This window comes from Pseudomonas sp. NLJ1 (genome assembly GCF_049486705.1).
Taxonomy (GTDB): Bacteria; Pseudomonadota; Gammaproteobacteria; order Pseudomonadales; family Pseudomonadaceae; genus Aquipseudomonas; species Aquipseudomonas inefficax.
Genome location: NZ_CP137735.1, coordinates 3,685,185 through 3,709,177, shown reverse-complemented (window position 1 = coordinate 3,709,177; position 23,993 = coordinate 3,685,185). Strand labels below are relative to the sequence as shown.

20 protein-coding genes and 2 pseudogenes are annotated in these 23,993 nt (G+C 63.9%); 10 read left to right on the top strand and 12 right to left on the bottom strand.

Features of this window, described 5'->3' with window-relative positions; all coding sequences use genetic code 11:
- The first annotated feature begins 224 nt into the window (after positions 1-224).
- The 3 genes from R9B85_RS16785 to R9B85_RS16775 all read left to right on the top strand — a co-directional run bounded on the left by R9B85_RS16785 (position 225) and on the right by R9B85_RS16775 (position 3,713).
- Entirely contained in the window at positions 225-449 is a 225-nt protein-coding gene (locus R9B85_RS16785; RefSeq protein WP_085705421.1) for a hypothetical protein, read from the top strand.
- Positions 450-654: 205 nt separating this feature from the next.
- Positions 655-1,989, top strand: a complete 1,335-nt coding sequence (locus R9B85_RS16780) for an OprD family porin (protein WP_207879420.1) — start codon at positions 655-657, stop codon at positions 1,987-1,989.
- Between the two features lie 233 nt (positions 1,990-2,222).
- Complete coding sequence (locus tag R9B85_RS16775) at positions 2,223-3,713, top strand: diguanylate cyclase domain-containing protein (protein WP_423770386.1); 1,491 nt, start codon at positions 2,223-2,225, stop codon at positions 3,711-3,713.
- On the opposite strand, the gene R9B85_RS16770 is transcribed toward R9B85_RS16775, so the two are convergent.
- Positions 3,710-4,186, bottom strand: a complete 477-nt coding sequence (locus R9B85_RS16770; RefSeq protein ID WP_112252027.1) for a ferritin-like domain-containing protein — start codon at positions 4,184-4,186, stop codon at positions 3,710-3,712. The two genes, R9B85_RS16775 and R9B85_RS16770, sit on opposite strands and share 4 nt — an antisense overlap.
- Before the next feature lie 202 nt (positions 4,187-4,388).
- Between R9B85_RS16770 and R9B85_RS16765 the strand changes: the two genes are divergently transcribed.
- Positions 4,389-4,610 carry a DUF3820 family protein gene (locus R9B85_RS16765; RefSeq protein WP_112252043.1) on the top strand — a complete coding sequence of 74 codons (222 nt, stop codon included), beginning with the start codon at positions 4,389-4,391 and terminating at the stop codon, positions 4,608-4,610.
- A gap of 121 nt (positions 4,611-4,731) precedes the next feature.
- Here the strand turns inward: R9B85_RS16765 and R9B85_RS16760 are convergent, their stop codons facing one another.
- From R9B85_RS16760 to ptsP, 3 genes are read right to left on the bottom strand one after another with little or no spacing between them, the layout of a single operon-like run.
- Positions 4,732-6,471 carry a PTS fructose-like transporter subunit IIB gene (locus R9B85_RS16760; protein ID WP_112252026.1) on the bottom strand — a complete coding sequence of 580 codons (1,740 nt, stop codon included), beginning with the start codon at positions 6,469-6,471 and terminating at the stop codon, positions 4,732-4,734.
- Positions 6,468-7,415, bottom strand: a complete 948-nt coding sequence (pfkB, locus tag R9B85_RS16755; RefSeq protein WP_207879413.1) for a 1-phosphofructokinase — start codon at positions 7,413-7,415, stop codon at positions 6,468-6,470. Before pfkB ends, R9B85_RS16760 begins: the two co-directional genes overlap by 4 nt.
- Positions 7,416-10,268, bottom strand: a complete 2,853-nt coding sequence (gene ptsP / locus R9B85_RS16750; protein WP_313852803.1) for a phosphoenolpyruvate--protein phosphotransferase — start codon at positions 10,266-10,268, stop codon at positions 7,416-7,418. It abuts the gene before it with no gap.
- A gap of 284 nt (positions 10,269-10,552) precedes the next feature.
- Here ptsP and cra point away from each other — a divergent pair, with 284 nt between their 5' ends.
- Together cra and R9B85_RS16740 are read left to right on the top strand one after the other, a co-directional pair.
- Positions 10,553-11,548, top strand: a complete 996-nt coding sequence (gene cra / locus R9B85_RS16745) for a catabolite repressor/activator (protein WP_025337726.1) — start codon at positions 10,553-10,555, stop codon at positions 11,546-11,548.
- 2 nt (positions 11,549-11,550) lie between these two features.
- The gene (locus R9B85_RS16740) at positions 11,551-12,327 is read left to right on the top strand and encodes a TatD family hydrolase (protein WP_207879409.1); all 777 of its coding nucleotides are present in this window, start codon (positions 11,551-11,553) and stop codon (positions 12,325-12,327) included.
- A gap of 154 nt (positions 12,328-12,481) precedes the next feature.
- Here the strand turns inward: R9B85_RS16740 and ampE are convergent, their stop codons facing one another.
- From ampE to R9B85_RS16725, 3 genes are all read right to left on the bottom strand, one after another.
- Entirely contained in the window at positions 12,482-13,312 is an 831-nt protein-coding gene (gene ampE, locus R9B85_RS16735; RefSeq protein WP_215520290.1) for a regulatory signaling modulator protein AmpE, read from the bottom strand.
- Positions 13,309-13,881 carry a 1,6-anhydro-N-acetylmuramyl-L-alanine amidase AmpD gene (gene ampD / locus R9B85_RS16730; RefSeq protein WP_112252021.1) on the bottom strand — a complete coding sequence of 191 codons (573 nt, stop codon included), beginning with the start codon at positions 13,879-13,881 and terminating at the stop codon, positions 13,309-13,311. The genes ampE and ampD overlap by 4 nt, the downstream gene beginning before the upstream one ends.
- Positions 13,882-14,159: 278 nt before the next feature.
- On the bottom strand, positions 14,160-16,307 hold the full coding sequence (locus R9B85_RS16725) for a DUF1631 domain-containing protein (protein WP_207879407.1): 2,148 nt from the start codon (positions 16,305-16,307) through the stop codon (positions 14,160-14,162).
- Positions 16,308-16,549: 242 nt separating this feature from the next.
- Between R9B85_RS16725 and nadC the strand changes: the two genes are divergently transcribed.
- A complete protein-coding gene (gene nadC, locus R9B85_RS16720; RefSeq protein WP_112252019.1) occupies positions 16,550-17,398 on the top strand; it encodes a carboxylating nicotinate-nucleotide diphosphorylase in 849 nt (282 codons plus the stop codon).
- A 161-nt stretch (positions 17,399-17,559) separates the two neighbouring features.
- On the opposite strand, the gene trxB is transcribed toward nadC, so the two are convergent.
- Positions 17,560-18,522 carry a thioredoxin-disulfide reductase gene (gene trxB / locus R9B85_RS16715; RefSeq protein ID WP_025337720.1) on the bottom strand — a complete coding sequence of 321 codons (963 nt, stop codon included), beginning with the start codon at positions 18,520-18,522 and terminating at the stop codon, positions 17,560-17,562.
- Positions 18,523-18,850: 328 nt separating this feature from the next.
- Here trxB and cysZ point away from each other — a divergent pair, with 328 nt between their 5' ends.
- Complete coding sequence (cysZ, locus tag R9B85_RS16710) at positions 18,851-19,579, top strand: sulfate transporter CysZ (RefSeq protein ID WP_112252018.1); 729 nt, start codon at positions 18,851-18,853, stop codon at positions 19,577-19,579.
- 171 nt (positions 19,580-19,750) lie between these two features.
- On the opposite strand, the pseudogene R9B85_RS16705 reads toward cysZ, so the two are convergent.
- Positions 19,751-20,110 (bottom strand): annotated as a pseudogene (locus R9B85_RS16705) (methyl-accepting chemotaxis protein); the annotation flags it as partial.
- Between the two features lie 234 nt (positions 20,111-20,344).
- Positions 20,345-20,938 (bottom strand): annotated as a pseudogene (locus tag R9B85_RS16700) (PAS domain-containing protein); the annotation flags it as partial.
- A 302-nt stretch (positions 20,939-21,240) separates the two neighbouring features.
- Here R9B85_RS16700 and R9B85_RS16695 point away from each other — a divergent pair.
- Positions 21,241-22,431 carry a glycosyltransferase family 4 protein gene (locus R9B85_RS16695; RefSeq protein ID WP_207879405.1) on the top strand — a complete coding sequence of 397 codons (1,191 nt, stop codon included), beginning with the start codon at positions 21,241-21,243 and terminating at the stop codon, positions 22,429-22,431.
- 129 nt (positions 22,432-22,560) lie between these two features.
- Here the strand turns inward: R9B85_RS16695 and R9B85_RS16690 are convergent, their stop codons facing one another.
- Together R9B85_RS16690 and R9B85_RS16685 are read right to left on the bottom strand one after the other, a co-directional pair.
- Complete coding sequence (locus R9B85_RS16690) at positions 22,561-23,043, bottom strand: glutathione peroxidase (RefSeq protein ID WP_112252015.1); 483 nt, start codon at positions 23,041-23,043, stop codon at positions 22,561-22,563.
- A gap of 143 nt (positions 23,044-23,186) precedes the next feature.
- On the bottom strand, positions 23,187-23,672 hold the full coding sequence (locus R9B85_RS16685) for an FKBP-type peptidyl-prolyl cis-trans isomerase (protein WP_003247325.1): 486 nt from the start codon (positions 23,670-23,672) through the stop codon (positions 23,187-23,189).
- Between R9B85_RS16685 and R9B85_RS16680 the strand changes: the two genes are divergently transcribed.
- Positions 23,671-23,973, top strand: a complete 303-nt coding sequence (locus R9B85_RS16680; RefSeq protein WP_112252014.1) for a DUF3565 domain-containing protein — start codon at positions 23,671-23,673, stop codon at positions 23,971-23,973. The two genes, R9B85_RS16685 and R9B85_RS16680, sit on opposite strands and share 2 nt — an antisense overlap.
- Positions 23,974-23,993 lie beyond the last annotated feature (20 nt).

The window sequence follows — 23,993 nt, the reverse complement described above, 5'->3', positions numbered from 1 at the left end:
CTGGGGCCGCTTCGCGCCCCATCGCGACACAAGGCCGCTCCTACAAAGGGCCGCGGAAGTGCTCTAGGCTGGGGGTTTGCGGCGAAAGTCCAATTGCTTTTTTCAAAGATAATTACCTTTTGCGCAACAGTGCTTATCGCACTTCGCTCTGTTTCAAGTGCATTGAAAGGACTAACTTTACCCCTGTCCTCATTAGCACTTGCACCGCAAGAAGGTAGTTTCAAATGTCCAACAGTATGGGTATTGCCAGCGTCTTCGTCCTGTCTTCCCTGTTGTTGTCGCCCCTGGCCATGGCCGAAGAATCCAAGGCTTTCGTCACCCGTAATGCCGAGTTCGCCGCGGTCCACCAAGAGGCCCGCGAAGCCGTAGCCGCACAGCAGGCCGACGCCGCAAAAGACGCAAACCAGACCGCTTCCAAGGTTTCTGTCGATGCTAACGCCGACAGCTGATCAAGCGCTGTCGCTGCTCCCGTTTTCCCTTGGCTACACCATGGGCACCACCGGTGCCGATATGTTAGCCTTTTAAAGCCGCTGCCGATCAGCGGCTTTTTTTATGTGCTTCAACTATCAGCCAGGCTGTAACGTTCACGTATAAGAAAGACGCACATTCGAAAATAAAAACTGCCCCACCGCCAGACCCAAGGAGCTAGTACCGGTGCCTTCCGCGTTTCGTTTTACCCCGCTGTTCATTGCGTTGACTGCAACGATCCCTTTCGCCGCTCAGGCAGATGAAGACAAGGCTGATGGCTTCATCGAAGGCTCGTCCTTCAACCTGCATTTCCGTAACGCCTACTTCAACCGCGACAACCACAACGCCGGCGTGCGCGACACCCGCGAGTGGGGCCAGGGCGCGGTTGCACGCTTCGAGTCGGGCTACACCCCGGGCGTGGTCGGCTTTGGCTTGGACGCCCACGCCATGCTGGGCCTGAAACTCGACGGTGGCGGCGGCCATGCTGGCACCAGCATTCTGCCAACCCACCAAAAGAACGAAGACGAACTGGGTGCTGCCCCGCACTCGTTCTCCACCGCCGGTGCCGCAGTCAAGCTCAAGGCGTTCGACACCGAGCTGAAAGCTGGTGACCTGTTCCTTACCAACCCGGTGATCGCCGGCGGCGAGACCCGCATGCTGCCGCAGACCTTCCGTGGTGTGAGCCTGACCAACACCAGCATCGACGGCCTGCTGCTCGAAGGCGGCCAGGTCAGCTTCACCAAGCCGTACAACCAGAGCGGCCACCGCCGCATCGACACTTACTACGGTTCGCTGGGCGAGCATGACAAGAGCAAGCACCTGAACTGGGCCGGCGCGTCATGGAGCGGTACCCCGAACATCACCGCCAACCTGTATGCGGCCGAGCTGAAGGACATCTGGAACCAGTACTACGCCGATTTCGACTACACCTACGTGGTCAGCGACCTGGTCAGCCTGAACCCGGGCGTGCACTTCTATCACACCCAGGACACCGGCCAGGCCCTGCTGGGCAAGATCGACAACAATACCTACAGCGTGCATTTCACCGTCAACGCCGGGTTCCACAGCGTCACCGCCGCCTACCAGCGGGTCAACGGCAACACGCCGTTCGACTACATCAACCTGGGCGACAGCATCTACCTGGACAACTCGCGCATGTACTCGGACTTCAACGCACCGAACGAGCGTTCGTGGAAGCTGCAGTACGCTTATGACTTCGCCGGCATGGACATTCCAGGCCTGACCACGGTGCTGTCGTACTCGCGGGGTGAGGCAGACCTGACCAAGGCCGTCCAGGACACCACCCACTACGATTACTACCGCGCCGATGGCAAGAACGCCACGCACTGGGAACGCGACCTGGATGTGAAGTACGTGTTCCAGGAGGGTGACCTGAAGGACCTGTCGGTACTGGTGCGCTATGCCACCCACCGTGGCAGCCAGGGTTATGCGTCGATCGACAGCAACAGCGACAACGATGAATTGCGGGTGATCGTGGATTACCCGTTGAACGTGTTCTGATCCAGGACCGCAAGCTAAAGATCCAACCTGTGGGAGCGGGCGTGCCCGCGAACACCGGCGAAGCCGGTGCCATGCACCGCGGCGCTTGCTTCGCGGGCATGCCCGCTCCCACAAGGTTCTCGGTCAGTCCAGAATAAGGTCTACCGCGATTCCGTCGGACAAATCTTGTTCGACAATCCCCGTTTCCCTAGAATGTCGCCGCCGCGAATGGCCCTGCCCACGCAGTAGCGAGCATGCCCCCCCGATCTCCGCGTTTCGCACTCTACAGGTCGCACCCCGAGCTGATCCTCAACCTGGGCAGTTGCCTTGCCGTGCTCGCCATCGTGGCCATCGTCAGCTACCTGCTGGCGCGCGAGCGCGACAATGTCGAGGTGTCGGCGATCCGCTCGTCCAACAATATCGTCCAGTTGATCGAAAGCGACATCCTGCGCAACGTCGAACTCTACGACCAGTCGCTGCAGGGCCTGATCTGGGCGGTCGGGCGCAAGGAGCTGCCGGAGATCCCCGGCCCGGTGCGCCAACGCCTGCTATTCAATGAAGCCTTTGTCGACCGCAAGCGCGGTGACGTGCTATGGCTGGACAAGCAAGGCAACGTGGTGGGCGATTCCACCAGCAGCGTGCCACGCAAGGCCAACTTCGCCGGCACGGGGGTTTTCCAGGCGCACCTGCACAACGCCAACCTCGGCCTGCTGGTGGGCCCGCCGTTCAAGGCCAGGCTCGGCGACCTGGACTGGTGCATCAGTTTCAGCCGGCGTATCTCCGACGCCAAAGGCGAGTTCGCCGGCCTGGCAGCGGGCGCGCTGCGCCTGTCGTACTTCAGTGAATTGTTCCAGCGCCTGGATATCGGCGAAGACAGCAGCATCAACCTGCTCAACACCGATGGCCAACTGCTGGCTCGCCAGCCCAGCCGTACGCAAGACTCGCAAATCGGCAGCAACTATGCCGAGCGGCCCAATTTCAAACGTATTCTCAGCGAGCAGAGCGGCAGCTTTACCGCCCGCTCCAGCAGCAACGGCAAACCGCGCATGTACACCTTCGCCCGGGTCGCGCAGTTGCCACTGATCGTACTGGTCGTGCATTCGGCCGAAGATGTATTCGAATCCTGGCGGCGTACTGCGATCCTGGTCAGCGTTGCCACCGGTGGACTATGTGTGGGCATCCTCTGGCTGACCCTGCTGCTGGGCCGCGAATTGCGTCGCCGCCAGGAGGCCGAACAGGGCCTTGCGACGCTGGCCGCCACCGACAGCCTGACCGGGCTGGCCAACCGCCGACGCCTGGACCAGGTACTACGACAGGAATGGGCTCGTGCCCAGCGCAACCGCAAGCCGTTGGCAGTGCTGATGGTGGATGTGGACCATTTCAGGGCGTTCAACCAGCGCCATGGCCATGCCGGTGGCGACCATGCCCTGCGCGAAGTGGCCAAGACCATCGAGGCATGCATCCGCCGCCCGGCCGATGTGGCAGCGCGTTATGGGGGTGAGGAATTTCAGGTAGTGCTGCCGGAAACCGATCTGAGCGGTGCGCAAATGCTTGCCGAGCGCATTCGTAGCAGTGTCGAAGCGCTGGCACCGTTCGCCGATGATGCCCACTCGGTCACGGTCAGCATCGGCATCGGCCTGTCAGGCACCCAGCACGATCTGGCGAAGGTGCTGGGTGCTGCGGATGAAGCGCTCTACCGGGCCAAGGCCAAAGGCCGCAACCGGGTAGAGGGGCCGGCCGACTAGCTGCGAGCGTGCGCGGCGTTGCGCAAGGCCCTGACCTGATCATGGTTGCGCTGCACACCTTGCAGCTGTTTTTCCACCAGGGTGTAGGTCTGGTCGCTGGCGGTGCGGCCCAGCTTCACCAGTTTCTCGCGGGCTTCCTTGTAGGCCTTGAGGGCGTGGTCCTCGCCTCGCTCCACCTCGTTCAGCACCGCTTCCTCATCCTTGCCGGTGACCATCGCCTTGAGGTTGACCCAACCCCGATGCAGGTCACCGCTGATGCTGGTGGAGGTTTCCGGGTCGCCACCCAGGCGACGCACCTCGCTCTGCAGCTCGCCGGCTGCATTGGCACACTCACCGGCACGCTGAACGAAGAACGCTTTCAGTTCGGGGTTTTTCACATCATCGGCCGAGGCCTTGAAGCCTTTCTCGCCATCCTTGCTGTACTCGATCAGGTCGTTGAGCACGTCGATCACATCTTTGTTGGGATTGCTCATGGCACAAACTCCTTGGCAGGTGATAGTCATCTGTAAGAGAGCAGCGTTCATGCCAAGCGAGGCTCGCCCATGAAATCTTTTAAAATCAATAAGATAGAAATACAGGACTAAAGCTGGAACAGGGCGTTCTGCATGATTGCCGCTTGGGCCTTCGTGCAGATTGCAGTATGGTCGGCGCTTTCAACAGCCAGGTGCGCCGATGATGAAGCCGGAAACCCTCGAACTGCTGGTCACCCGTACCATGCCGTTTGGCAAGTACCAGGGACGAATCGTTGCCGACCTGCCGGGGGATTACCTGGCCTGGTTTGCGCGCAAGGGTTTCCCGGCGGGGGAATTGGGTGGGTTGCTGGCGCTGATGCATGAGGTCGATCACAACGGGCTGGGCGATCTGCTTGTGCCGTTGCGGCAGAAGCATCGGCGCTAGCCTGGACTGGCCCCTTCGCGGGTAAACCCGCTCCCACAGGTTCTCTGCAAGCTTGAAAATTGTGCAGTACCTGTGGGAGCGGGTTCACCCGCGAAGAGGCCAATAAAGCCAGCTGAAATCCCTAACCCTTCACCGGTGCCACCGCCAGCTCCACCCGCTCGCTCTTCTTGATCACCGCATACACCACCGCCGTCAGCAGGCTGCCCGCCACGATCGCCAACAGGTACAACAGTGCATGGTTGATCGCATTGGGGATCAGCAGCACGAACAGGCCACCATGCGGCGCCATCAGCTTGCAGCCGAAGTACATCGACAATGCACCGGTCAATGCCCCGCCGGCCACGCTGGCCGGGATTACCCGCAGCGGGTCCTTGGCAGCAAACGGGATTGCCCCTTCGGAAATGAAGCACAGCCCCAGCGCCAGGGCCGCCTTGCCCGCTTCACGCTCGCTCTGGGCGAACTTGCGCCGGGCCAGGAAGCTGGCAATACCCAGGCCAATCGGCGGCACCATGCCGGCTGCCATGGTCGCCGCCATCGGCGCATAGCTCGACGAGGCCAACAGCCCCACCGAGAAGGCATAGGCAGCCTTGTTGATCGGCCCGCCCAGGTCGACGCACATCATGCCGCCCAGCAACAGGCCCAGCAGGATTGCATTGGTGGTGCCCATGCTGTCGAGAAAATGCGTGAGGCCTTCCAGCATCGCCGCCACTGGCTGGCCGACCACGTAGATCATCACCAGGCCGGTGAACAGGCTGGCCAGCAGCGGAATGATCAGGATCGGCTTGAGTGCCTCCAGGCTGCTGGGCAGGCGCGCCCAGCGGGCAATGGCCTTGGCACTGTAACCGGCGAGGAAACCGGCGACGATACCACCGATGAATCCGGCGCCCAGGGTGCTGGCCAGCAGACCGCCGATCATGCCGGGCGCCAGCCCCGGGCGGTCGGCGATGGACCAGGCGATATAGCCCGCCAGCAGTGGCACCATCAGCTTGAACGCAGCCTCGCCGCCGATCTGCATCAATGCGGCCGGCAAGGTGCCCGCTTCTTTATAAGCCTCGATACCGAACACGAACGACAGGGCAATCAGCAGGCCGCCAGCCACCACCATCGGCAGCATGAACGACACACCGGTGAGCAGGTGCTTGTATACCCCGGTCTTCTCGCCCTTCGCTGGCGTGCTCGCCGCTGCGGCATCGCCGCTGTTTTCCACCTTGGCCTCAGCCAGGGCCTTGTCGAGGGTGGCACGGGCCTGCTTGAGGGCGATACCGGTGCCACAACGGTAGATGCGCTTGCCGGCGAAACGCGCGGTGGGCACTTCGATGTCGGCAGCCAGTAGCACTACATCGGCTGCGGCGATGGCTTCGGCAGACAAGGGGTTGCGCGCACCGACCGAGCCCTGGGTTTCGACGGTGAGCTGGTAGCCCAGCTGCTGCGCGGCCTGCTGTAAAGCTTCCGCAGCCATGAATGTATGCGCGACGCCAGTCGGGCAAGCCGTGACGGCGACGATGCGTGCGCCAGCGCTGCCAGCTTCGGCCGGAAGGCCTGGCACCGTGGCCAGCAGCCGGGCGTTGGAAGCCGCCTCATCGAGGAAGCCTTCGCGGTCGGCCAAAGCCTGGGACGGCGTGCTCTGGTACACGCGCTTGCCGACGAAACGGGCCAGGTCCACCGGGCCGGTGCTGACCACCAGCACCCAGTCGGCTTCGGCGATCTGCGCGGCGCTCAGTTGCCGCTCGGGGTGGCCGGCATCCTGCACTTCGACGCTGGTACTCCAGCCCCGCCGCTGGGCAGCGGCAGACAGCAAACGCGCGCTCAGCACACTCGACACCTGGCCGTTGGGGCAGGCAGTGACAATGGCAATGTTCATCGGCAACCCTCTTGTTGTTCTGTCAGTTGCACGGCGGCTTCCAGACGCGCCAATTGTTCGCGGTCGCGGATGCCGAACCCAACCTGGGTAACGGCCTGAGCAGCGATCGCGGTGGCCCGGGTCAAGGTCTGCGCCGGGGCTTCACCCAGCAGCAGGCCGTGGACCATGCCGGCCACCAGCGAATCACCTGCGCCCACCGTGCTGGCAACCTGCACCTTGGGTGGGCAAGCATGTACGGCATGGTCATGGGTAAACCAGCTCACGCCCCGTTCGCCCGCCGACACCACCACGTGTTCTACGCCACTGGCCAGCAGGCGCTCGGCAGCTGCGCGCTGCTGCGCCGGGTTATCCACAGCCAGGCCGAGCACCTCGCCCAGCTCTTCGGTATTGGGCTTGACCAGCCAGGGCGAGCTCTGCAGGCCGACACGCAGGGCTTCGCCGCTGCTGTCCAGGGCCACCTTGAGGCCTTGCGCCTTGAGCTGTTCGAGCAACTGGCGGAACCAGTCGGCACTGATCCCGCGCGGCAGGCTACCAGCCACCACCACCGCATCATGGCCCGGGGCAATCTGCGCCAGGCGGCGCAGCAACGCACTGCGCGCCGCTTCGTCGACTTCCGGGCCTTGGCCGTTGATGTCGGTGACACGGCCATCGGCCTCGACCAGCTTGATGTTGCTGCGGGTTTCGCCCGGCACGCGGACAAAGCAGTCGACGAAACCGCGCCAGCCGATCAACGCCTCGAAGGGCTGCAGGTTGTCACGCCCGAGAAAGCCGCCAACAGTGACGCTGTGCCCCAGGTCGGCAAGTACCTGGGCAACGTTCAACCCTTTGCCCGCGGCGTGGCTGTGCTGTTCCTGGCTGCGGTTGACCTGCCCGGGGCGCAGGGTATCCAGGCCGATGGTGATATCCAGCGCCGGGTTCAGGGTGAGGGTGAGGATCTTGGCCATTCAGTAACGCTCCACCAGCGCGCGAACCGCTGCGGCGCTGTCCTGTTGCAGGGCCTCGTGCGCCAGGGCGCGGGCCGTCTGGTAATCGGCCTGGCGAACCAGGGCCTTGACTTCGGCAATGCTGCGCGCGGCGACGCTGAGTTCGTCCACGTCCAGGCCCAGCAGCACGGCGACCGCCTGCGGGTCGGCCGCCAGCTCGCCGCACACGCCCACCCACTTACCATGGGCATGGGCGGCGCGCACGGTCATGTCGATCAGGCTGAGCACCGCCGGATGCAGGCCGTCGGCCTGGGCCGAGAGGCTGGGGTGGCCACGGTCGATAGCCAGGGTGTACTGGGTAAGGTCGTTGGTGCCGATGCTGAAGAAGTCCACTTCGCGCGCCAGTTGCGGTGCCAGCAGCGCTGCCGAAGGCACTTCGACCATGATGCCCAGCTGCAGGTCGGCTACCGGAATCTCGGCGCGCAGGCGCTCGACCATGGCACGCGCCTCGCGCCACTCATGCACCTGCCCGACCATCGGGAACATGATCCGCAGCGGGCGCTGGTCGGCAGCACGCAGCAAGGCGCGCAGCTGGTCTTCCATAACCTGCGGGCGCTGCAGGGTCAGGCGTACGCCGCGCACGCCGAGGAACGGGTTTTCTTCGGCAGCGATCGGCCAGTACGGCAGCGGTTTGTCACCGCCGACATCAAGGGTGCGCACCACCAGCGGGCGCCCGTCGAGGCCATCGAGCACGCGGCGATACTCGGCTTCCTGGGTCGCCACATCCGGGGCCTGGGTGTGGGCCATGAAAATCAGCTCGGTGCGCAGCAGGCCCACGCCTTCGGCGCCCTGCTCCACTACCTTGGCGATGCCGTTGCTCTCGCCGATATTGGCGAACACCTCGACAGCATGACCATCGCGGGTAACCGCCGGCTCGAAGCGGTTGGCCCAGGCAGCCTGCAAGCGTTGCTCGCGCAGGTCGCGCTCGGTCAGGGCCCGTTGCAGTTCATCCGCCGGCGGCGCCACGCTGACCACGCCACGCTGGCCATCGAGCAGCAACGGCGTGCCACTGTCCAACAGCAGTATCGACGCGCCCGCGCCCACTACCGCCGGGATGCCCAGGGCACGGGCTACGATGGCGCTGTGGGCGGTGGCGCCACCCTGGGCGGTGACGATACCGGCGACGCGGCTCGGGTCCAGCCGGGCGACATCGGACGGGCCGACTTCGGTCATCACCAGCACGTAGGGTTGTTCGGGTTCAGTCTGGGCCGGCACGCCACACAACTGCGCCAGCACGCGGCGGCCGATGTCCCGCAGGTCGGCAGCACGCTCAGCGAGCAAGGCATCGTGCAGCGACTCCTGCTGGCGCGCCGCCGCCTCGATCACTGCCATCCACGCTGCCGCAGCGCTTTCGCCCTGGCCCAGGCGCTGCTCGACATCGTCGGTAAGGGCCGGGTCGGCGAGCATTTCCTGATGGGTGATGAAAATTTCGCCAATGGCCTTGTCGCTACGCTGGATCAAGGCCTGCAGCTCGCCATTCACGGTCGCCACGGCTTCACGCAGCTTCTGCCGCTCCTGGGCGCAGGACTCGCCGCGCAGGGGGTAGTCGAATTCACGCTCGACACACACATGCGCCGGGCCACTGGCAATACCCGGCGCCGCACCTACGCCCTGGATGCGGCTACCGGCTTCGGGCGCTTGCAGCACCTCGACCACTTCGCCGGCTACGGTCGCCACGGTCTGCGGCAGTGGCTCCACCTCTTCGCCCAGGCCGTCTTCGATGGCGGCCAGCAGCACCGGCAAGGCATCGGCGGCGATGCCTGGCTCAGCCACCAGTTCCAGCGCCTGGCCACGCCGGGCGCCGAGACTGAGCAGCTTGCTCAGGCTCTTTGCCGACACCGCCGGCTGCGCGCTGTCGACCAGGCGTACACGGATTTCCCCCTCGAAACCTTTGGCCAGTTGCGCCAATACCTTTGCCGGGCGGGCATGCAAACCATGCGGGTTGGCCAGCACCACGCGCGCACTGGGCCAGTCCGCCGGCGCTTCACCGCCGAGCACTTCCAGTACCGCGCGGCTGCTGGTGGCCTGGTAGAGCATCTGCCCGCGGCCTTCGATCAGCACTTCGCACAGGCGCTCGAGCAAGGCCTGGTGGGCTGCACCGAGGCTGGCCAGGCAGAACAGGCCGTTGAGCGGCTGGTCGCGGTAACGCAGCGGCTGCTGCGGGGTGATGAAGGCCAGGCCCGGCTGGCGCACCTGACGCTCGCTGTGCAGCCACCACAGGCCCTCGCCCAGCGGCAGCGGCTCGGCCTGCTGCAGCACGGCGGCAAAACCGCTGTCGACGCAGTCGGCGCGCTGCAACAGGCGGGCGCCGCGCCAGGCCAGTTCGTCGAAGTCTTCGGCCGCCAGGTTCAGGCCGACCAGCTGTGCATCCAGCGCCAGTTCCTGCGGCGCGCCCTGCAACAGTTTCAGCAACGCCTCGGCGGAACCGGCGCGGCGCAATGCCTCCGCCAGGTCGGTCTCGCCCAGGGCGCGGGTCAGCAGTTGCAACAGGCGCAGGTGTTCGTCCGAACGGGCGGCGATGCCGATGGCAAGGTAGACCATCTGGCCATCGCCCCAGTCCACACCCTCGGGAAACTGCAACAGGCGTACGCCGGTGGCGTACACCAGGTCGCGGGTCTGCGGCGTGCCATGGGGGATGGCGATGCCCTGCCCAAGGAAGGTGGAGCCTTGTGCCTCTCGGGCCTGCAGCCCTTGCAGGTACCCCTCGGCGACCAGGCCGTCAGCGACCAGCCGGTCGGCCAGCAGGCGCAATGCCTCGGCCTTGTCGGCGGCCTTCTGGCCCATGGCTATCTGCTCCTTGGCGAGCTCGAGCATGACCTTCTCCTTTTGCAGTTCCCGGTCGGGTACTGGAGTATTGTTGTGAAATTCACTTGAACGGCCAGTTCAACAGCCTTGCACGGATGGCAGCCGAGGCAGAAAATTCGGCAGCTGAAACGATTAATCTGACCAGACGGCCACGTTACTCGATAATCTGCCGAGGAAAAAGCCCCATCCTGTCGGACAATTGCGACAATGGTCGTCTGCGCGTGGCGCCCTCGCCGGGTCAAACTACCCGGTCAGGGCTCACAGCCAGCCCCGGTAATAACAAGGAAAATTCGGTGAAACTCAGCGATATCGCCCGTCTGGCCGGTGTGTCCGTGACCACTGCCAGCTACGTCATCAATGGCAAGGCCGAACAGCAGCGCATCAGCAACAGTACTGTCGAGCGGGTACGCGCGGTGGTCGAGGCCCACGGCTTCACCCCCAACCCGCAGGCCGCTGGCCTGCGCAGCCGGCATACCCGCACCCTGGGCTTCATTCTCCCGGATCTGGAGAACCCCAGCTACGCCCGCATCGCCAAGCAGCTCGAGCAAGGTGCCCGCGCCCGCGGCTACCAATTGCTGATCGCCAGCAGCGACGACCAGCCCGACAGCGAGCGCCAGTTGCAGCAGCTGTTCCGCGCCCGCCGTTGCGACGCACTGTTCGTTGCCAGCTGCCTGCCGCCGGAAGACGACAGCTACCGCGAACTGCAGGACAAAGGCCTGCCAGTAATCGCCATCGACCGCCGCCTGGACCCTGCGCACTTCTGCTCGGTGATCAGCGACGACCGCGATGCCAGCCGCCAACTGGCCGCCAGCCTGCTGAGCGCCGCCCCGCGCAGTATCGCACTGATCGGCGCACGCCCCGAGCTGTCAGTCAGCCAGGCACGTGCCGGCGGCTTCGACGAAGCCCTGCAAGGCTATGCCGGCGAGGTTCGCCGCTATCAGGGCGAAGCATTCAGCCGTGAGTGCGGCCAGCGCCTGATGCAGCAACTGATCGACGACCTTGGTGGCCTGCCGGATGCCTTGGTGACCACCTCCTACGTGCTGCTGCAAGGGGTGTTCGACACCCTGCAGGCGCGCCCTGCCGACTCGCGCCAGCTGCAGCTGGGTACCTTTGGCGACAACCAGTTGCTCGACTTCCTGCCGCTGCCGGTCAATGCCATGGCCCAGCAGCATGGCCTGATTGCCGCCACCGCGCTGGAACTGGCACTGGCCGCGATCGAGGACAAACGCTACGAACCTGGCGTGCATGCCGTCGGTCGAACCTTCAAGCAACGCATTACAGCGGCCTGAACATGCGCCTGATCGACACCCACACCCACCTGGATTTCCCCGACTTCGACGCCGACCGCCCGCGCTTGCTGGCCAACGCGGCGGCGCGCGGGGTTGAGCGGATGGTGGTGCTGGGGGTGTACCAGGCGAATTTCCAGCGGGTGTGGGACCTGGCCTGTGCCGACCAGCGCCTGTTCGCCGCGCTCGGCCTGCACCCGATCTACCTTGACCAGCATCGCCCGGAGCACCTGGCGCAGCTGCGCGAGTGGCTGGAGCGCCTGCACGGCGACCCACGGCTATGTGCCGTGGGCGAGTTTGGCCTGGACTATTACCTCGAAGACCTGGACAAGGCCCGCCAGCAGAAGCTGTTCGAAGCGCAACTGCAGATGGCTTGCGACTTCGAACTGCCCGCCCTGCTGCACGTACGCCGCAGCCATGCCCAGGTGATCGCCACGCTCAAGCGCTACAAGCCGGCGCGGGCGGGGGTGATTCACGCATTTGCCGGCAGTTATGAAGAGGCCCGCGAGTACATCAAGCTGGGCTTCCGGCTTGGGCTCGGCGGCGCGGGTACCTGGCCGCAGGCCTTACGACTGCGCAAGACCCTGGCGCGGTTGCCGCTGGACAGCGTGGTACTGGAGACCGATGCGCCGGACATGGCGCCGGTGATGTACCCGGGGGTTAGGAACAGCCCGGAGCACCTGCCGGAAATTGCCGGGGCGTTGGCAGAGGTTATGGGCGTAGAGGTTACGGAGCTGGCTGAAGCCAGCACCCGCAATGCTTGTGAGTTGTTCAGATGGTAGACCTCGCGCGGTCGCTGTAGGAGCGGCCTTGTGTCGCGAAAGGGCCGCAAAGCGGCCCCGGCAATTCATGCGGCGAAGCTGACAGCCTGGGGGCTGCTGCGCAGCCCATCGCGACACAAGGCCGCTCCTACAGAGGTATGCGCCCGGCTTCAGATCAGACCAGCACCGTCCACAGCGCAAACCCGGCATACCACAGCACCGCACAGCGCAGCAGCAACTCCCACAGGCTGTCCAGCCGGCCCAGCCCGCGCTGGCTGTCTTCTTCCTCGGGAATATCATCGGCAATGCGCCCGACCCGCGCCACCAGGTGTGCGGCGCTGATGTGCCAGTTGAGCACTTCGTGCAGCATTACCCGGGTAACCGCGAGGAAGTTGCCTACCAGGGCAAAACTCAAGGCCAGCACCCGTACAGGCAGCCAGTCCATGATGTGCCTCAGCTGCTCGGCACGGGCCTTCAACGTCGGTTGCTTGCTGTGTTCGCCACACAGCGCCAGCAGGCGATAGGCCAGGGCTGCACCCGGACCCAGCACGAAGTACCAGAAGATCACCGCGAAAAAGCCCTGGTACACCTGCCACAGCAAGTTGCCCTGTACCCGCACCAACAGGCTGTGCGGCTCGTCGGCAACCAGCCCCAAGTCACGCTCGGCCACGTGCAGCGCGGCTTGGTCATCACCACGCCGCCAGGCATCGCGGAATGGCCCCAACGATGCTTTGGCATCGCCGCGGCCCAGGCTGTAGATCAGCACCAGCAGGTGCACCGGCAACGCCAGCAAGCCATACGCCACCGGGTCCAGCACATGCAGCAGCAATACCAGCAGCACTACCGGTGCAAATACCAGGATGGCCAGCGTCCACCAGGGGTGCACCTTGCCGCTGCGCTCCAGGCGCACCAGTTCGCCAAGGAAAAACCCGTCGCGCTGCACTTGATGGCGCAAGGCCGAGAACTTCTCGACCCACAGCGCCAGCAACAACACCAGAAAACTCATGCCTTGTCCTCGTTTTGCTGCAGCGCCTGTCGGTAGCGCGGCCAGTCGAAGGCCGGGCCGGGGTCGGTCTTGCGCTGCGGGGCAATGTCGCTATGGCCCTGGATGCGGCCCAGGTCGATGGCTGGCCAGGCACTGCGGATGTGCCAGGTAAGTTGCGCCAGCACCGCATACTGAGCATCGGTATAGGGCAGGTCGTCGGTGCCTTCCAGTTCGATACCGATGGAGAAATCGTTACAGCCCTCACGCCCGTCGAAGCACGACACACCGGCATGCCAGGCGCGGTCGCGCAACGACACGAACTGGGTCACCGCACCATCACGCTCGACGAACAGGTGTGCCGACACGGTCAGGTGGTTGATGCTGGCGAAATATGGATGTTCATTGGGGTCCAGGCGGTTCTGGAAGAACTGCTGGACCTTGCCGGTGCCGAAGCAGGCAGGCGGCAGGCTGATGTTGTGGATCACCAGCAGGGAAATCGATTCGCCTTCGGGGCGGGCATTGAAGTTCGGCGAGGGGCAGTGGGTGATTCCGATTCCGTGGAACCAGCCAGTAGCACGGTCCAATTGCATGGGGCAGATCCTGAAAACGCCGTGAACAGAGCATCAGTATGCCCTGTGGACAATGCCGTTTGCATGTGAATGATTGTAATCCCGGCGGCGCTCTCATAGAGCTGCACAAAAATCATTAATTGAGCAGGGTCTCTGTGGGAGCGGGTTCACCCGCGAACACCGGCGCAGCCGGTGCCAAGCACCGCGCTGGATTCTTCGCGGGTGAACCCGCTCCCACAGGGTAAGCGAACTGCCTGCCGATCGTGCCAACTTGCAGGCTTTGCCCAGGACAGTTGCTGCTAACGGCGCAAACTGTCGAGCACCGCCTCCAGCGCCCGCTCGAACAACAGCCCGTCATCCAGCACCCGCACATCGCCCCGGTGCAGTGCCAGGGCCAGGCTGGCACCGTTCCATTCGCGCACTTTCATGCCGGTGCGGTTGGCGAATACCAGCCGGTCGCTGCTGTCGATGCGCGCCACCAGTTTGCAGCGCAGCGGTTCGTCCTCATCCAGCACCTCGACCCAGGTACCGATACGCAGGCGCTGCACCTGGCGCACGGCCGCAGCCTGCCCGTCGGCAAACTGCAACGGGGCACAAGCGGGTTCTTCGGCAATCGCCAGGACGATGTCCTCGGCCACAAACACCTCGCTCAGAGGATGGCCCTCACCACCGGGTTGCATCGATTCACCTGCGCAGGCACGCAGGTGCAACTGCTCCAGTTGCAGGAAGAATTCGCGCGTCGCTGCCGAGTCCAGGGCCACGCTGGCCAGGCCATCGCGCAGTGCCTTGAGCAAGCCCGGCACCTGCTGCAGCAAGGCATGCGGCTCATGCGGTGGAGTGATGCTGGCCAGCAGCGTGTCCATCGTCTGCAAGGCGTCCCGCCAGGCCTGGGATGCCTCACCCTGCTTGAGCCAGGCCAGCAGCAGTACCTGGCTCCAGGCCTGCACCAGCATCTGCACCACCACCTGCGGCAATAACCGGCCGCGCAGGCGCAGGTTGAGTACGCGCTGCACCTGCTGCCTGGCCTGCAGGGTTCGGGCACGCCCTTCTTCCGCGTCGCGGGTGCGTTGTTCAAGTAGCTCGTTGCGCCGCCGCTCGTCCTGGTTGAAAGCGAGGAAGTCCTCCAGCAGTTCAGCGAACAGGCTGGCATCTTCGGCAAAATCATTGAGCAGGCGCTGGACGATACGCTCCACCCGCAGATGCAGGCTGTCGCGCATGCCGTCGCCGCCACATTCCCAACCAATTGTCGCACCAGCAATCTCGTTGAGCAGCCGGCGGGCCGGGTGGCTGGCACGACTGAACAGCCCCTTGTCCAGCAGGGCCACTTTCAGCAGCGGAATATGCAGACGCCCGATCAGCGCACGCAGGCTGTCCGGCAGGTTGTCGTCGTCCTGGATGAAGGCGAACAGCAGACCAACCAGGTTGATCATGTCCTCATCAGCCACGTCGATGCGCCGTCGTGTGCCGCTGCGCACGCTGACCCGCAACAGCAATTGTTCAAGCTGCTGACCAAGCTCGAAATCGTCGACCTCGTGGGTAGCGGGCACGTAATGCTGCAGGTGCGAAAGCAGGCGCAACAGGTCGGCGGTGCTGATTGGCTGGGCGGCGGCCACCGCCTGCAAACGAGGCGCGAACTGCCCACGCATCGGGGCCAGCAGTGTTTGCAACGAGGTAAAGAAAGCCTGCCCTGCCGCGTCCGCGCCCACCTCGTGCCCCAGGTTCGCCGGCCCACGTCGCGCACTCATGCGCCGGTCTTCGGCACGTCGGCGCGGTGCCGAGGGCAACTCGGGCAGCACGCCAGCGGCGGCCAGCAACTGGTTGGCTTCACCATAGATCACGTCGGCATCGCGCAATACATAGCGCTCGAACAGTTTGAGCAGGACCAGCTTGACCCGCAGGCCAACCCCCAGATTGCGGCCAGCGTCGAGGAAGTAACTGCACAGCGCTGCGGGCCCCAACGGGTTGTGCTGCTCCTGCAGGGGGCGGTCGAGCAGTACCTGCAAGCGCAGGCCCAGTTGCTGCAGGGCGATGCCGTCGCGTGACAGCACCCGCGCGACCATGCCTTCGATCGCGGCAGCCCTTTCCGCCTGGGCCTTGCTGCGCAGGTTGCCGGGCTCGACCAGGTGCGCCAGCAGGTCGACCTGGCCGATACGGGCAAAGGCATCATGGAACGTGTCGAGAAAACCGCGCTCGATACTCTTGCGCTTCAGGCGCAGGTCGCGCATGGCCTCGAAGTACAGGTTCTGGTCAGCGCGGTCGAAGGCCTTGTCGGCCATCTCGAAGAGGGTGTCGTCGGCGTTGTCGAACAAACCCTGCAAGCCCTGACGCAACTGCAAGGCGGCCTTGTCGCGCACCTGCAGGAGCAACACCGGAAGGCAAGGCAGAGGCGCACGCCCGCCTCGATCGATGGCTGCCGCCAAGGCCACCACCTTGCCTTCTTTTTGCATCCCGTACTCCTTGCAGGGTGTCTCGCCCGAGGGGGCTGAAGATCGTCAAAGTCATGACGCCAAATACTGGTCACCATTATCGGTAAAAACCCGCACAGCTGCCAGCGCCGTTTCACTGGCTGGCTAATGACCTTGATTTACCCCGCTTGCTCACACCGGCCGACCAAAGGTCATCGCCAAGGCGACTGTACACACCGGCCCCCTGCCCTATAATCGCCGGCATCTAGCTTGTGGAGCCGACCATGCCGAACCTACGCCTTGCCGACCTGACCGCTGAAATCGAAGCCAACGTGCGCCGCGCGCTGTTGGAGGACATCGGCAGTGGCGATATCACTGCGCAGCTGATCCCGGCCGAGCGCCTGGCCAAGGCGACCATCATCACCCGCGAAGACTGCGTGATCGCCGGCACCGCCTGGGTCGATGCCGTGTTCCGCCAACTCGACCCGCGCGTGGCTGTGCACTGGCAGGTGGCAGATGGCGAGCGCGCCACGGCCAACCAGCCGCTGTTCCATCTGGAGGGCCCCGCGCGTTCGCTGCTCAGTGGTGAGCGCAGTGCACTGAACTTCCTGCAGATGCTGTCGGGGGTCGCCACCCGTGCGCGCTTCCTGGCCGAGCTGGTGGAAGGCACCCAGGTGCGCCTGCTGGACACCCGCAAAACCCTGCCGGGCCTGCGCCTGGCGCAGAAGTATGCAGTGACCTGTGGCGGTTGCGACAACCACCGCATCGGCCTGTACGACGCTTTCCTGATCAAGGAAAACCATATCGCCGCCAGCGGCGGCGTGGCTGCGGCCGTGGCGGCGGCGCACCGTATTGCGCCGGGCAAGCCGGTGGAAATCGAAGTGGAAAGCCTGGATGAGCTGCGCCAGGCACTGGCTGCAGGTGCCGACATCATCATGCTCGACGAGCTGAACCTGGAAGAAATGCGCGAAGCAGTGCGCATCACTGCGGGCAAGGCCAAGCTGGAGGCCAGCGGCGGGGTCAACGAGGCGACCTTGCGGGTAATTGCCGAGACTGGGGTGGACTACATCTCGATTGGTGCCATGACCAAAGATGTGAAGGCGGTGGACCTGTCGATGCGGTTGAGTCTGTAAGCTGATTGTGGACGCAAAAAAACCGGCCATTGAGCCGGTTTTTTGGGGGCGCTTTGCGCCCCATTCGCAGCACAAGGCTGCTCCTACAAAGGGTTACGTACGCCCTGTAGGAGCAGCCTTGTGCTGCGAATGGGCTGCAAAGCAGCCCCGGCGATTCAGAATCAGAACGAAGCGTTGGCCAAACCGTCCAGGTAACGCTCGACATCCAGCGCCGCCATGCAGCCGGCACCGGCCGAGGTAATGGCCTGGCGGTAAACGTGGTCAGCCACGTCACCGGCGGCGAACACGCCCTCGACGTTGGTGGCGGTGGCATTGCCTTCACGGCCGCCGTTGACCACCAGGTAGCCGTCCTTGAGGGTCAGCTGGCCTTCGAACAGCGAGGTGTTCGGGGTGTGGCCGATGGCGATGAACACGCCGTCGACCTTGATTTCGTCGCTGCTGCCATCGTTGTTCTTCAGGCGCGCACCGGTCACGCCCATGTTGTCACCCAGCACTTCGTCCAGGGTGGCGTTGAGCTTGAGCTCGATCTTGCCTTCGGCCACACGGGCGTGCAGCTTGTCGACCAGGATCTTCTCGGCGCGGAAGGTATCGCGACGGTGTACCAGGGTCACCTTGCTGGCGATGTTGGCCAGGTACAGCGCCTCTTCAACTGCAGTGTTACCGCCGCCCACCACCGCAACCGGCTTGTTGCGGTAGAAGAAGCCGTCGCAGGTGGCGCAGGCCGAAACACCCTTGCCCATGAAGGTTTCTTCCGACGGCAGGCCCAGGTAGCGGGCGCTGGCGCCAGTAGCGATGATCAGCGCGTCGCAGGTGTACTTGCCGCTGTCACCCTGCAGGGTGAAGGGCTTGTTGGCCAGGTCGACGGCGTTGATGTGGTCGAAGACGATTTCGGTTTCGAAACGCTCGGCGTGTTCCTGCATGCGCTGCATCAGCGCCGGGCCGGTCAGGCCGTGGGGGTCGCCCGGCCAGTTGTCGACTTCGGTGGTGGTGGTCAGCTGGCCGCCAGCCTGCATGCCGGTGATCAGCAGCGGCTTGAGGTTGGCACGGGCGGCGTATACCGCGGCGCTGTAACCGGCAGGGCCGGAACCGAGAATGATGACGCGCGAATGACGTACTTCAGACATGTCGAACTCCTGTCGAGCGGGCCGCAGGGCCGGCATCGTGTACCGGCTGCGCCAGCTTGGAAATTAAAAAGGACCCACGCAGCACTTGGGGAAGGCTACAACGCGCAGGCCCGGAAAGCAGAAAGTTGAGCGCACTGTAGCGAGGTCGCAAAGATTAAGGAAATATCCTTCGACAATCCACCTCATAGCAATCGTCTATTCAGCGATTTCATCGATAGCCAAGCCTTGCTGCTTTTGTTACAGCCCGTTTCCCGCTCGCTGCCCGCCTTTCGTCGGCGCGACAAACTCGGTAAGGTCAGCGCGTTTCCCTTCTCTGCGGAGTTTCTCGATGCAAGCCCCTGCACTCTCTGGCCCCCAGTACCTGCGCGAAGGCCTGAAACTGGTGCTGAGCCCGAACCTGCGTTTGTTCGTGCTGCTGCCACTGGCGGTCAACCTGCTGCTGTTCGGCGGCCTGATCTACTTCGCCGGGCATCAGTTCAGCCTGTGGGTGGACGCCCTCATGCCGAGCTTGCCGAGCTGGCTGAGCTTCCTCACCTACATCCTGTGGCCGCTGTTCGTCGCCCTGGTGGTGCTGATGGTGTTCTTCACCTTCACCCTGGTGGCCAACATCATTGCCGCGCCGTTCAATGGCTTTCTGGCGGAAAAGGTCGAGGTAGTGGTGCGTGGCCAGGACAACTTCCCGGCGTTCAGCTGGGGCGAACTGATGGCCATGGTGCCACGTACCTTTGGCCGTGAAATGCGCAAGCTGGGCTACTTCCTGCCGCGGGCCATCGGCCTGTTCATCCTGTCGCTGATCCCGGTGGTCAACGTGGTGGCGGCGCCGCTATGGCTGATCTTCGGTGTATGGATGATGGCTATCCAGTACATCGACTACCCGGCGGACAACAACAAGATGAGCTGGCAGGACATGCTCGCCTGGCTGCGCCAGAAGCGCTGGCAGTCGCTGGGCTTTGGCGGCATTACCTACCTGGCGTTGATGATTCCGCTGGTGAACGTGCTGATGATGCCGGCGGCGGTGGCCGGGGCCACATTGTTCTGGGTGCGGGAGCGCAACTGATCCCTATCGGACCTTGCGCGGCCTCCTGTGGGAGCGGCCTTGTGTCGCGAAAGGGCTGCAAAGCGGCCCCAGCAATTCGTGCATTGATGCTGAAATCCTGGGGCCGCTCTGCGGCCCTTTCGCGACACAAGGCCGCTCCTACAAAAAAGCAGACTGTGTCTGGTCTTGGTCCTACTGCCCCAATCGGCTGGAAAACTGCCCCACCACATCCACCACCCGCTTCGCCCCGTCCTGGATCTCGACAATCACGTTCCCTGTCTCGTCCGCCAGTGCCAGCCCCTGCTCGGCCTGACGCTTGCTGGTGTCGATGATCGCCACAGCCGCCTGGGCCAGTTGTTCGTTCTGCTGCACCACCCGGGCGATTTCCTCGGTGGCGGTGCTGGTACGCGAGGCCAATTGGCGCACTTCATCGGCAACCACGGCAAACCCACGCCCCTGCTCGCCGGCGCGGGCCGCTTCGATGGCCGCGTTCAGCGCCAGCAGGTTGGTCTGCCCGGCAATGTCGCTGATGGTCTTGATGATCGAACCGATCACCCGCGACTGGGTATCCAGCGCCTGGATGCCCTCTGCCGCCTCTTGCATCGAAGCTTCCAGCCCGCGCATCACGCTGACACTCTGGGTGACCACATCGGTGGCCTTGCGAGCGCTGGCATCGGTACCCAGCGAGGTGTTGTAGGCGACATCTGCCGCTTCGGCCACCGCAAGCTCCTGGTTGACCTGGTCGGTGATGACGGTGGCGAACTTGACCACCTTGTACAGCACGTCATGGGCATCGAAGATGGGGTTGTACGAAGCCTCCAGCCAGACCACCCGGCCATGGGCATCGATACGCTTGAAGCGTTCGGCAACGAACTCGCCACGGCGCAGCTTGTCCCAGAACGCCTGGTAACCGGCCGAGTTGGCCTCCTCCGGCTCGCAGAACATACGGTGATGCTTGCCACGGATCTGCTCCAGGCGATAACCAAGGGTAGCCAGGAAGCGTTCGTTGGCGGTGAGCACGGTGCCATCCAGGGCGAATTCGATCACGGCGGTGGAACGCATCAGCGCCTTGATCAGGCTTTCGTGCTCGCGGGAGGTCTCGATGGTGCGGGTAAGGTCGCTGGAGTGCAGCGTGAAATACTTGATGCGCCCTTCACTGTTCTTGACTGGCTGCAGGATGGACCGTAACCAGGCCTCCTGGCCATTGCCGCGCAGCAGGCGGAATGCACCGTTCAGGTGTTCACCGCGGCTGATTGCGCCTTTCATGCGCTGGTAGAAATCCAGCGTCTTCACATGGGCGGGGACGATGTCCTCGATGTTGCGCCCAAGCAACTGTTCGGCACGGTAGAGCATCTCGCTCTCGAAGTTGCCGTTGACCATCTCGATCCGCCCCTGGGGATCGAGTTGCAGCACCAGCATCTCGCTGTCGAGGCTACTCTTGACCTGTTCGATGGACATCAGGTCTTCGCGCAACTGCCGGATTTCTTGCTTGAGCTTGTTGTTGAACATCACCGCTCTCCTGGAGCGCATCGTCTGATGCATCTTCATCGGCTGCCGGTGCCCCCTCTTGAGCACCCTTGCAAGGAAAAATTCACAAGGCCAAAAGCGTCGGCGATCAGGCGTCATCTGTACGTCACATTTCAGTCACATCGGCGCAATCCAGCAGGCGGACACTTTTTGTCATGAATACACCCGCCCTACGCATTACCCTGGTCAGCGAAACCTTCCCACCCGAGATCAACGGCGTGGCCAACACCCTTGGCCGACTCAGCGAAGGATTGCGCCAGCGCGGCCATGAGATCGAAGTGGTGCGCCCGCGCCAGGCCGGTGAAGCACCGCTGCACAACGACCCGAACCTGGTGCTGTGCCGTGGCTGGCCACTGCCTGGTTACCCGGGCTTGCAGTGGGGCGAGGTGTCGATGCACAAGCTGGTGCGTCGCTGGCGCCGGCAGCGCCCGGACGTGCTGTACATCGCCACCGAGGGGCCGCTTGGGCTCAGCGCATTGCGCGCGGCCCGGCGCCTGGGGGTAGCGGTGGTCAGCGGCTTCCACACCAACTTCCCGCAGTACTCCGGCCAGTACGGGCTGGGCCTGCTGACGCGCCTGCTCACCCACTACCTGCGCTGGTTCCATCGGCGCACGGCGATCACCCTGGTACCCAGCCTCAGCCAGCGTCTGGAGCTTGAACGCCGTGGCTTCGAACGCCTGGAGCTATTGGCCCGAGGGGTCGATGCCTGCCTGTTCAACCCGGCCCGGCGCAGCCCCGCATTACGAAAAAGCTGGGGGCTTGGGCCGGATGACATCGCAGTCCTGCATGTCGGGCGGCTTGCGGCGGAAAAGAACCTGGGCTTGCTGCGTCCGAGCCTGCAGGCACTGCAGAATACTTTTCCGCACAAACGCATGCGCCTGGTCATCGTGGGGGACGGCCCACAGCGTGCCACCCTCGAACAGCAGGTACCGGATGCCGTGTTCTGTGGCGCCCAGCGTGGCGAGGTACTGGCCGAACACTACGCCAGCGGTGACCTGTTCTTGTTTCCGAGCCTGACCGAAACCTTTGGCAATGTGGTGCTCGAAGCCATGGCCTCGGGGTTGGCAGTGGTCGCATATGACGAGGCAGCCGCTGCGCAGCACCTTCGCCATGGTCATAGCGGCGCACTGGCCATGCCGGGGGATCAGGCAGCGTTCATCGATGCAGCCTGCTGGTTGCTGGAGGAAGAAGAAACGTTACGGCGGGTGCGCCTGAATGCACGAAAGCATGCCAGCCGCCAGGGCTGGCCGGCGATTGTCGAGCAGTTCGAGGGGTATCTGCATGCAGCCCGGAACCAGGCTGCGACTTCATCAGCTTCGAGGCTGGGTGCTACGCGATCTGTGTAGGAGCGGCCTTGTGTCGCGATCGGGCCGCAAAGCGGCCCCCGGATGCCAGCATTGCCACTACATCGAGGGGCTGCTCTGCAGCCCGATCGCGACACAAGGCCGCTCCTACAGGGGGACCTCGTCAGGCGCTCAGGCCAATGCCTTCTCGATAGCCTGCACCACCGCTGGATCATCCGGAGCAGTGCGCGGCGAAAAGCGCGCCAGCACCCGCCCATCCTTGCCCACCAGGAACTTCTCGAAGTTCCAGGTAATATCCCCCGGGAACTCTGCCCCCTCACCCGCCAGCAGGCGGTACAGCGAGTGGCGCTGCGGCCCGTTGACCTCCAGCTTGGCACCCAGCGGGAAGCTCACCCCGTAATTGAGGCTGCAGAACTCCTGGATTTCCTTTTCGCTGCCAGGCTCCTGGCCGGCAAACTGGTTGCACGGCAGACCAAGCACGTTGAAGCCCTTGTCCTTGTATACCTGGTAGAGGTTCTCCAGGGCCTTGTATTGCGGCGTGAGGCCACACTTGGAGGCAACGTTGACCACCAGCACCACTTGGCCCTTGAATGGCGAGAGGGGCAGTTCCCCGCCGTTCAACGCGTCCAGTTTCAGGTCGTGAAATGCACTCATGATGAATCCCTCTCAGGTTCCCGGTTGCCGCGCAGGCGAATTCCGCCCACTAAAAAGGCGCTCGTCCAAGCCGTCCACCTCCCGTAGGAAGGCAAATCGGCTTGCCCGAGCGCCTGGCGACTTTCTGAGCTTAGCGCAGAAAATCAGTGGTGATGGCCACCTTCACCGTGGATGTGGCGGTGAGCGATTTCTTCGTCGCTGGCATCACGCACGTTGACTACCTTGACCTGGAAGGTCAGGCGCTGGCCGGCCAGCGGGTGGTTGCCGTCGACGGTCACGTCGTCGCCGTCGATGTCGCGGATGGTGACGATCTGCATCTGGCCATCCGGTGCCGAAGCGTGGAACTGCATGCCCACTTCCAGCTCGTCGACACCTTCGAACAGGCTGCGGTTCAGGGTGCTGACCAGCTCGGCCAGGTACTCGCCGTAGGCCTCTTCCGGCTCGATGGAAACGTTCAGCTCGTCACCGGCCTGCTTGCCTTCCAGGGCTTTTTCCAGGCCCGGGATGATGTTGCCGGCACCGTGCAGGTAAACCAGCGGTGCACCGCCGGCGGAGCTGTCGATGGTCTCCCCGGCGTCGTTGGTCAGGGTATAGTCGATGGAGACAGCCTTGTTGGCGGCGATCAGCATGGGGCAAGACCTTTTGCAAAAGAATGTAGAGCGGACAAGTGTAACCAAGCCATCGCCCGATTGCGAACGCACCGCGGACGAGCAACGGCCCATCAGTCGGATCACCGGCTTCCACCAGGACGAAGAGGGCCACTGGGTGGCCGAGCTTTCCTGTGGCCACACCCAGCACCTGCGCCACCAGCCGCCGTGGCAGGCGCGCCCCTGGGTGCTCGACCCGGCCCAGCGCGCGCAACGCATCGGCCAGCCTTTCGCTTGCGGCTGGTGCGCACAAGGGGCCGATAGCGCTACCCTTGGCCGTTAATTTCTTGCACCGCTTATTTC

Excerpts from the sequence above, each read along its gene's own strand:
- R9B85_RS16725 (WP_207879407.1), bottom strand. The coding sequence starts at position 16,307 with ATGCAAAAAGAAGGCAAGGTGGTGGCCTTGGCGGCAGCCATCGATCGA.
- R9B85_RS16775 (WP_423770386.1), top strand. The coding sequence starts at position 2,223 with ATGCCCCCCCGATCTCCGCGTTTCGCACTCTACAGGTCGCACCCCGAG.
- R9B85_RS16690 (WP_112252015.1), bottom strand. The coding sequence starts at position 23,043 with ATGAGTGCATTTCACGACCTGAAACTGGACGCGTTGAACGGCGGGGAA.
- R9B85_RS16740 (WP_207879409.1), top strand. The coding sequence starts at position 11,551 with ATGCGCCTGATCGACACCCACACCCACCTGGATTTCCCCGACTTCGAC.
- nadC (WP_112252019.1), top strand. The coding sequence starts at position 16,550 with ATGCCGAACCTACGCCTTGCCGACCTGACCGCTGAAATCGAAGCCAAC.
- R9B85_RS16760 (WP_112252026.1), bottom strand. The coding sequence starts at position 6,471 with ATGAACATTGCCATTGTCACTGCCTGCCCCAACGGCCAGGTGTCGAGT.
- trxB (WP_025337720.1), bottom strand. The coding sequence starts at position 18,522 with ATGTCTGAAGTACGTCATTCGCGCGTCATCATTCTCGGTTCCGGCCCT.
- R9B85_RS16695 (WP_207879405.1), top strand. The coding sequence starts at position 21,241 with ATGAATACACCCGCCCTACGCATTACCCTGGTCAGCGAAACCTTCCCA.
- pfkB (WP_207879413.1), bottom strand. The coding sequence starts at position 7,415 with ATGGCCAAGATCCTCACCCTCACCCTGAACCCGGCGCTGGATATCACC.
- R9B85_RS16680 (WP_112252014.1), top strand. The coding sequence starts at position 23,671 with ATGGGGCAAGACCTTTTGCAAAAGAATGTAGAGCGGACAAGTGTAACC.
- cysZ (WP_112252018.1), top strand. The coding sequence starts at position 18,851 with ATGCAAGCCCCTGCACTCTCTGGCCCCCAGTACCTGCGCGAAGGCCTG.
- R9B85_RS16770 (WP_112252027.1), bottom strand. The coding sequence starts at position 4,186 with ATGAGCAATCCCAACAAAGATGTGATCGACGTGCTCAACGACCTGATC.
- R9B85_RS16765 (WP_112252043.1), top strand. The coding sequence starts at position 4,389 with ATGAAGCCGGAAACCCTCGAACTGCTGGTCACCCGTACCATGCCGTTT.
- R9B85_RS16685 (WP_003247325.1), bottom strand. The coding sequence starts at position 23,672 with ATGCTGATCGCCGCCAACAAGGCTGTCTCCATCGACTATACCCTGACC.
- ampD (WP_112252021.1), bottom strand. The coding sequence starts at position 13,881 with ATGCAATTGGACCGTGCTACTGGCTGGTTCCACGGAATCGGAATCACC.
- ptsP (WP_313852803.1), bottom strand. The coding sequence starts at position 10,268 with ATGCTCGAGCTCGCCAAGGAGCAGATAGCCATGGGCCAGAAGGCCGCC.
- R9B85_RS16785 (WP_085705421.1), top strand. The coding sequence starts at position 225 with ATGTCCAACAGTATGGGTATTGCCAGCGTCTTCGTCCTGTCTTCCCTG.
- ampE (WP_215520290.1), bottom strand. The coding sequence starts at position 13,312 with ATGAGTTTTCTGGTGTTGTTGCTGGCGCTGTGGGTCGAGAAGTTCTCG.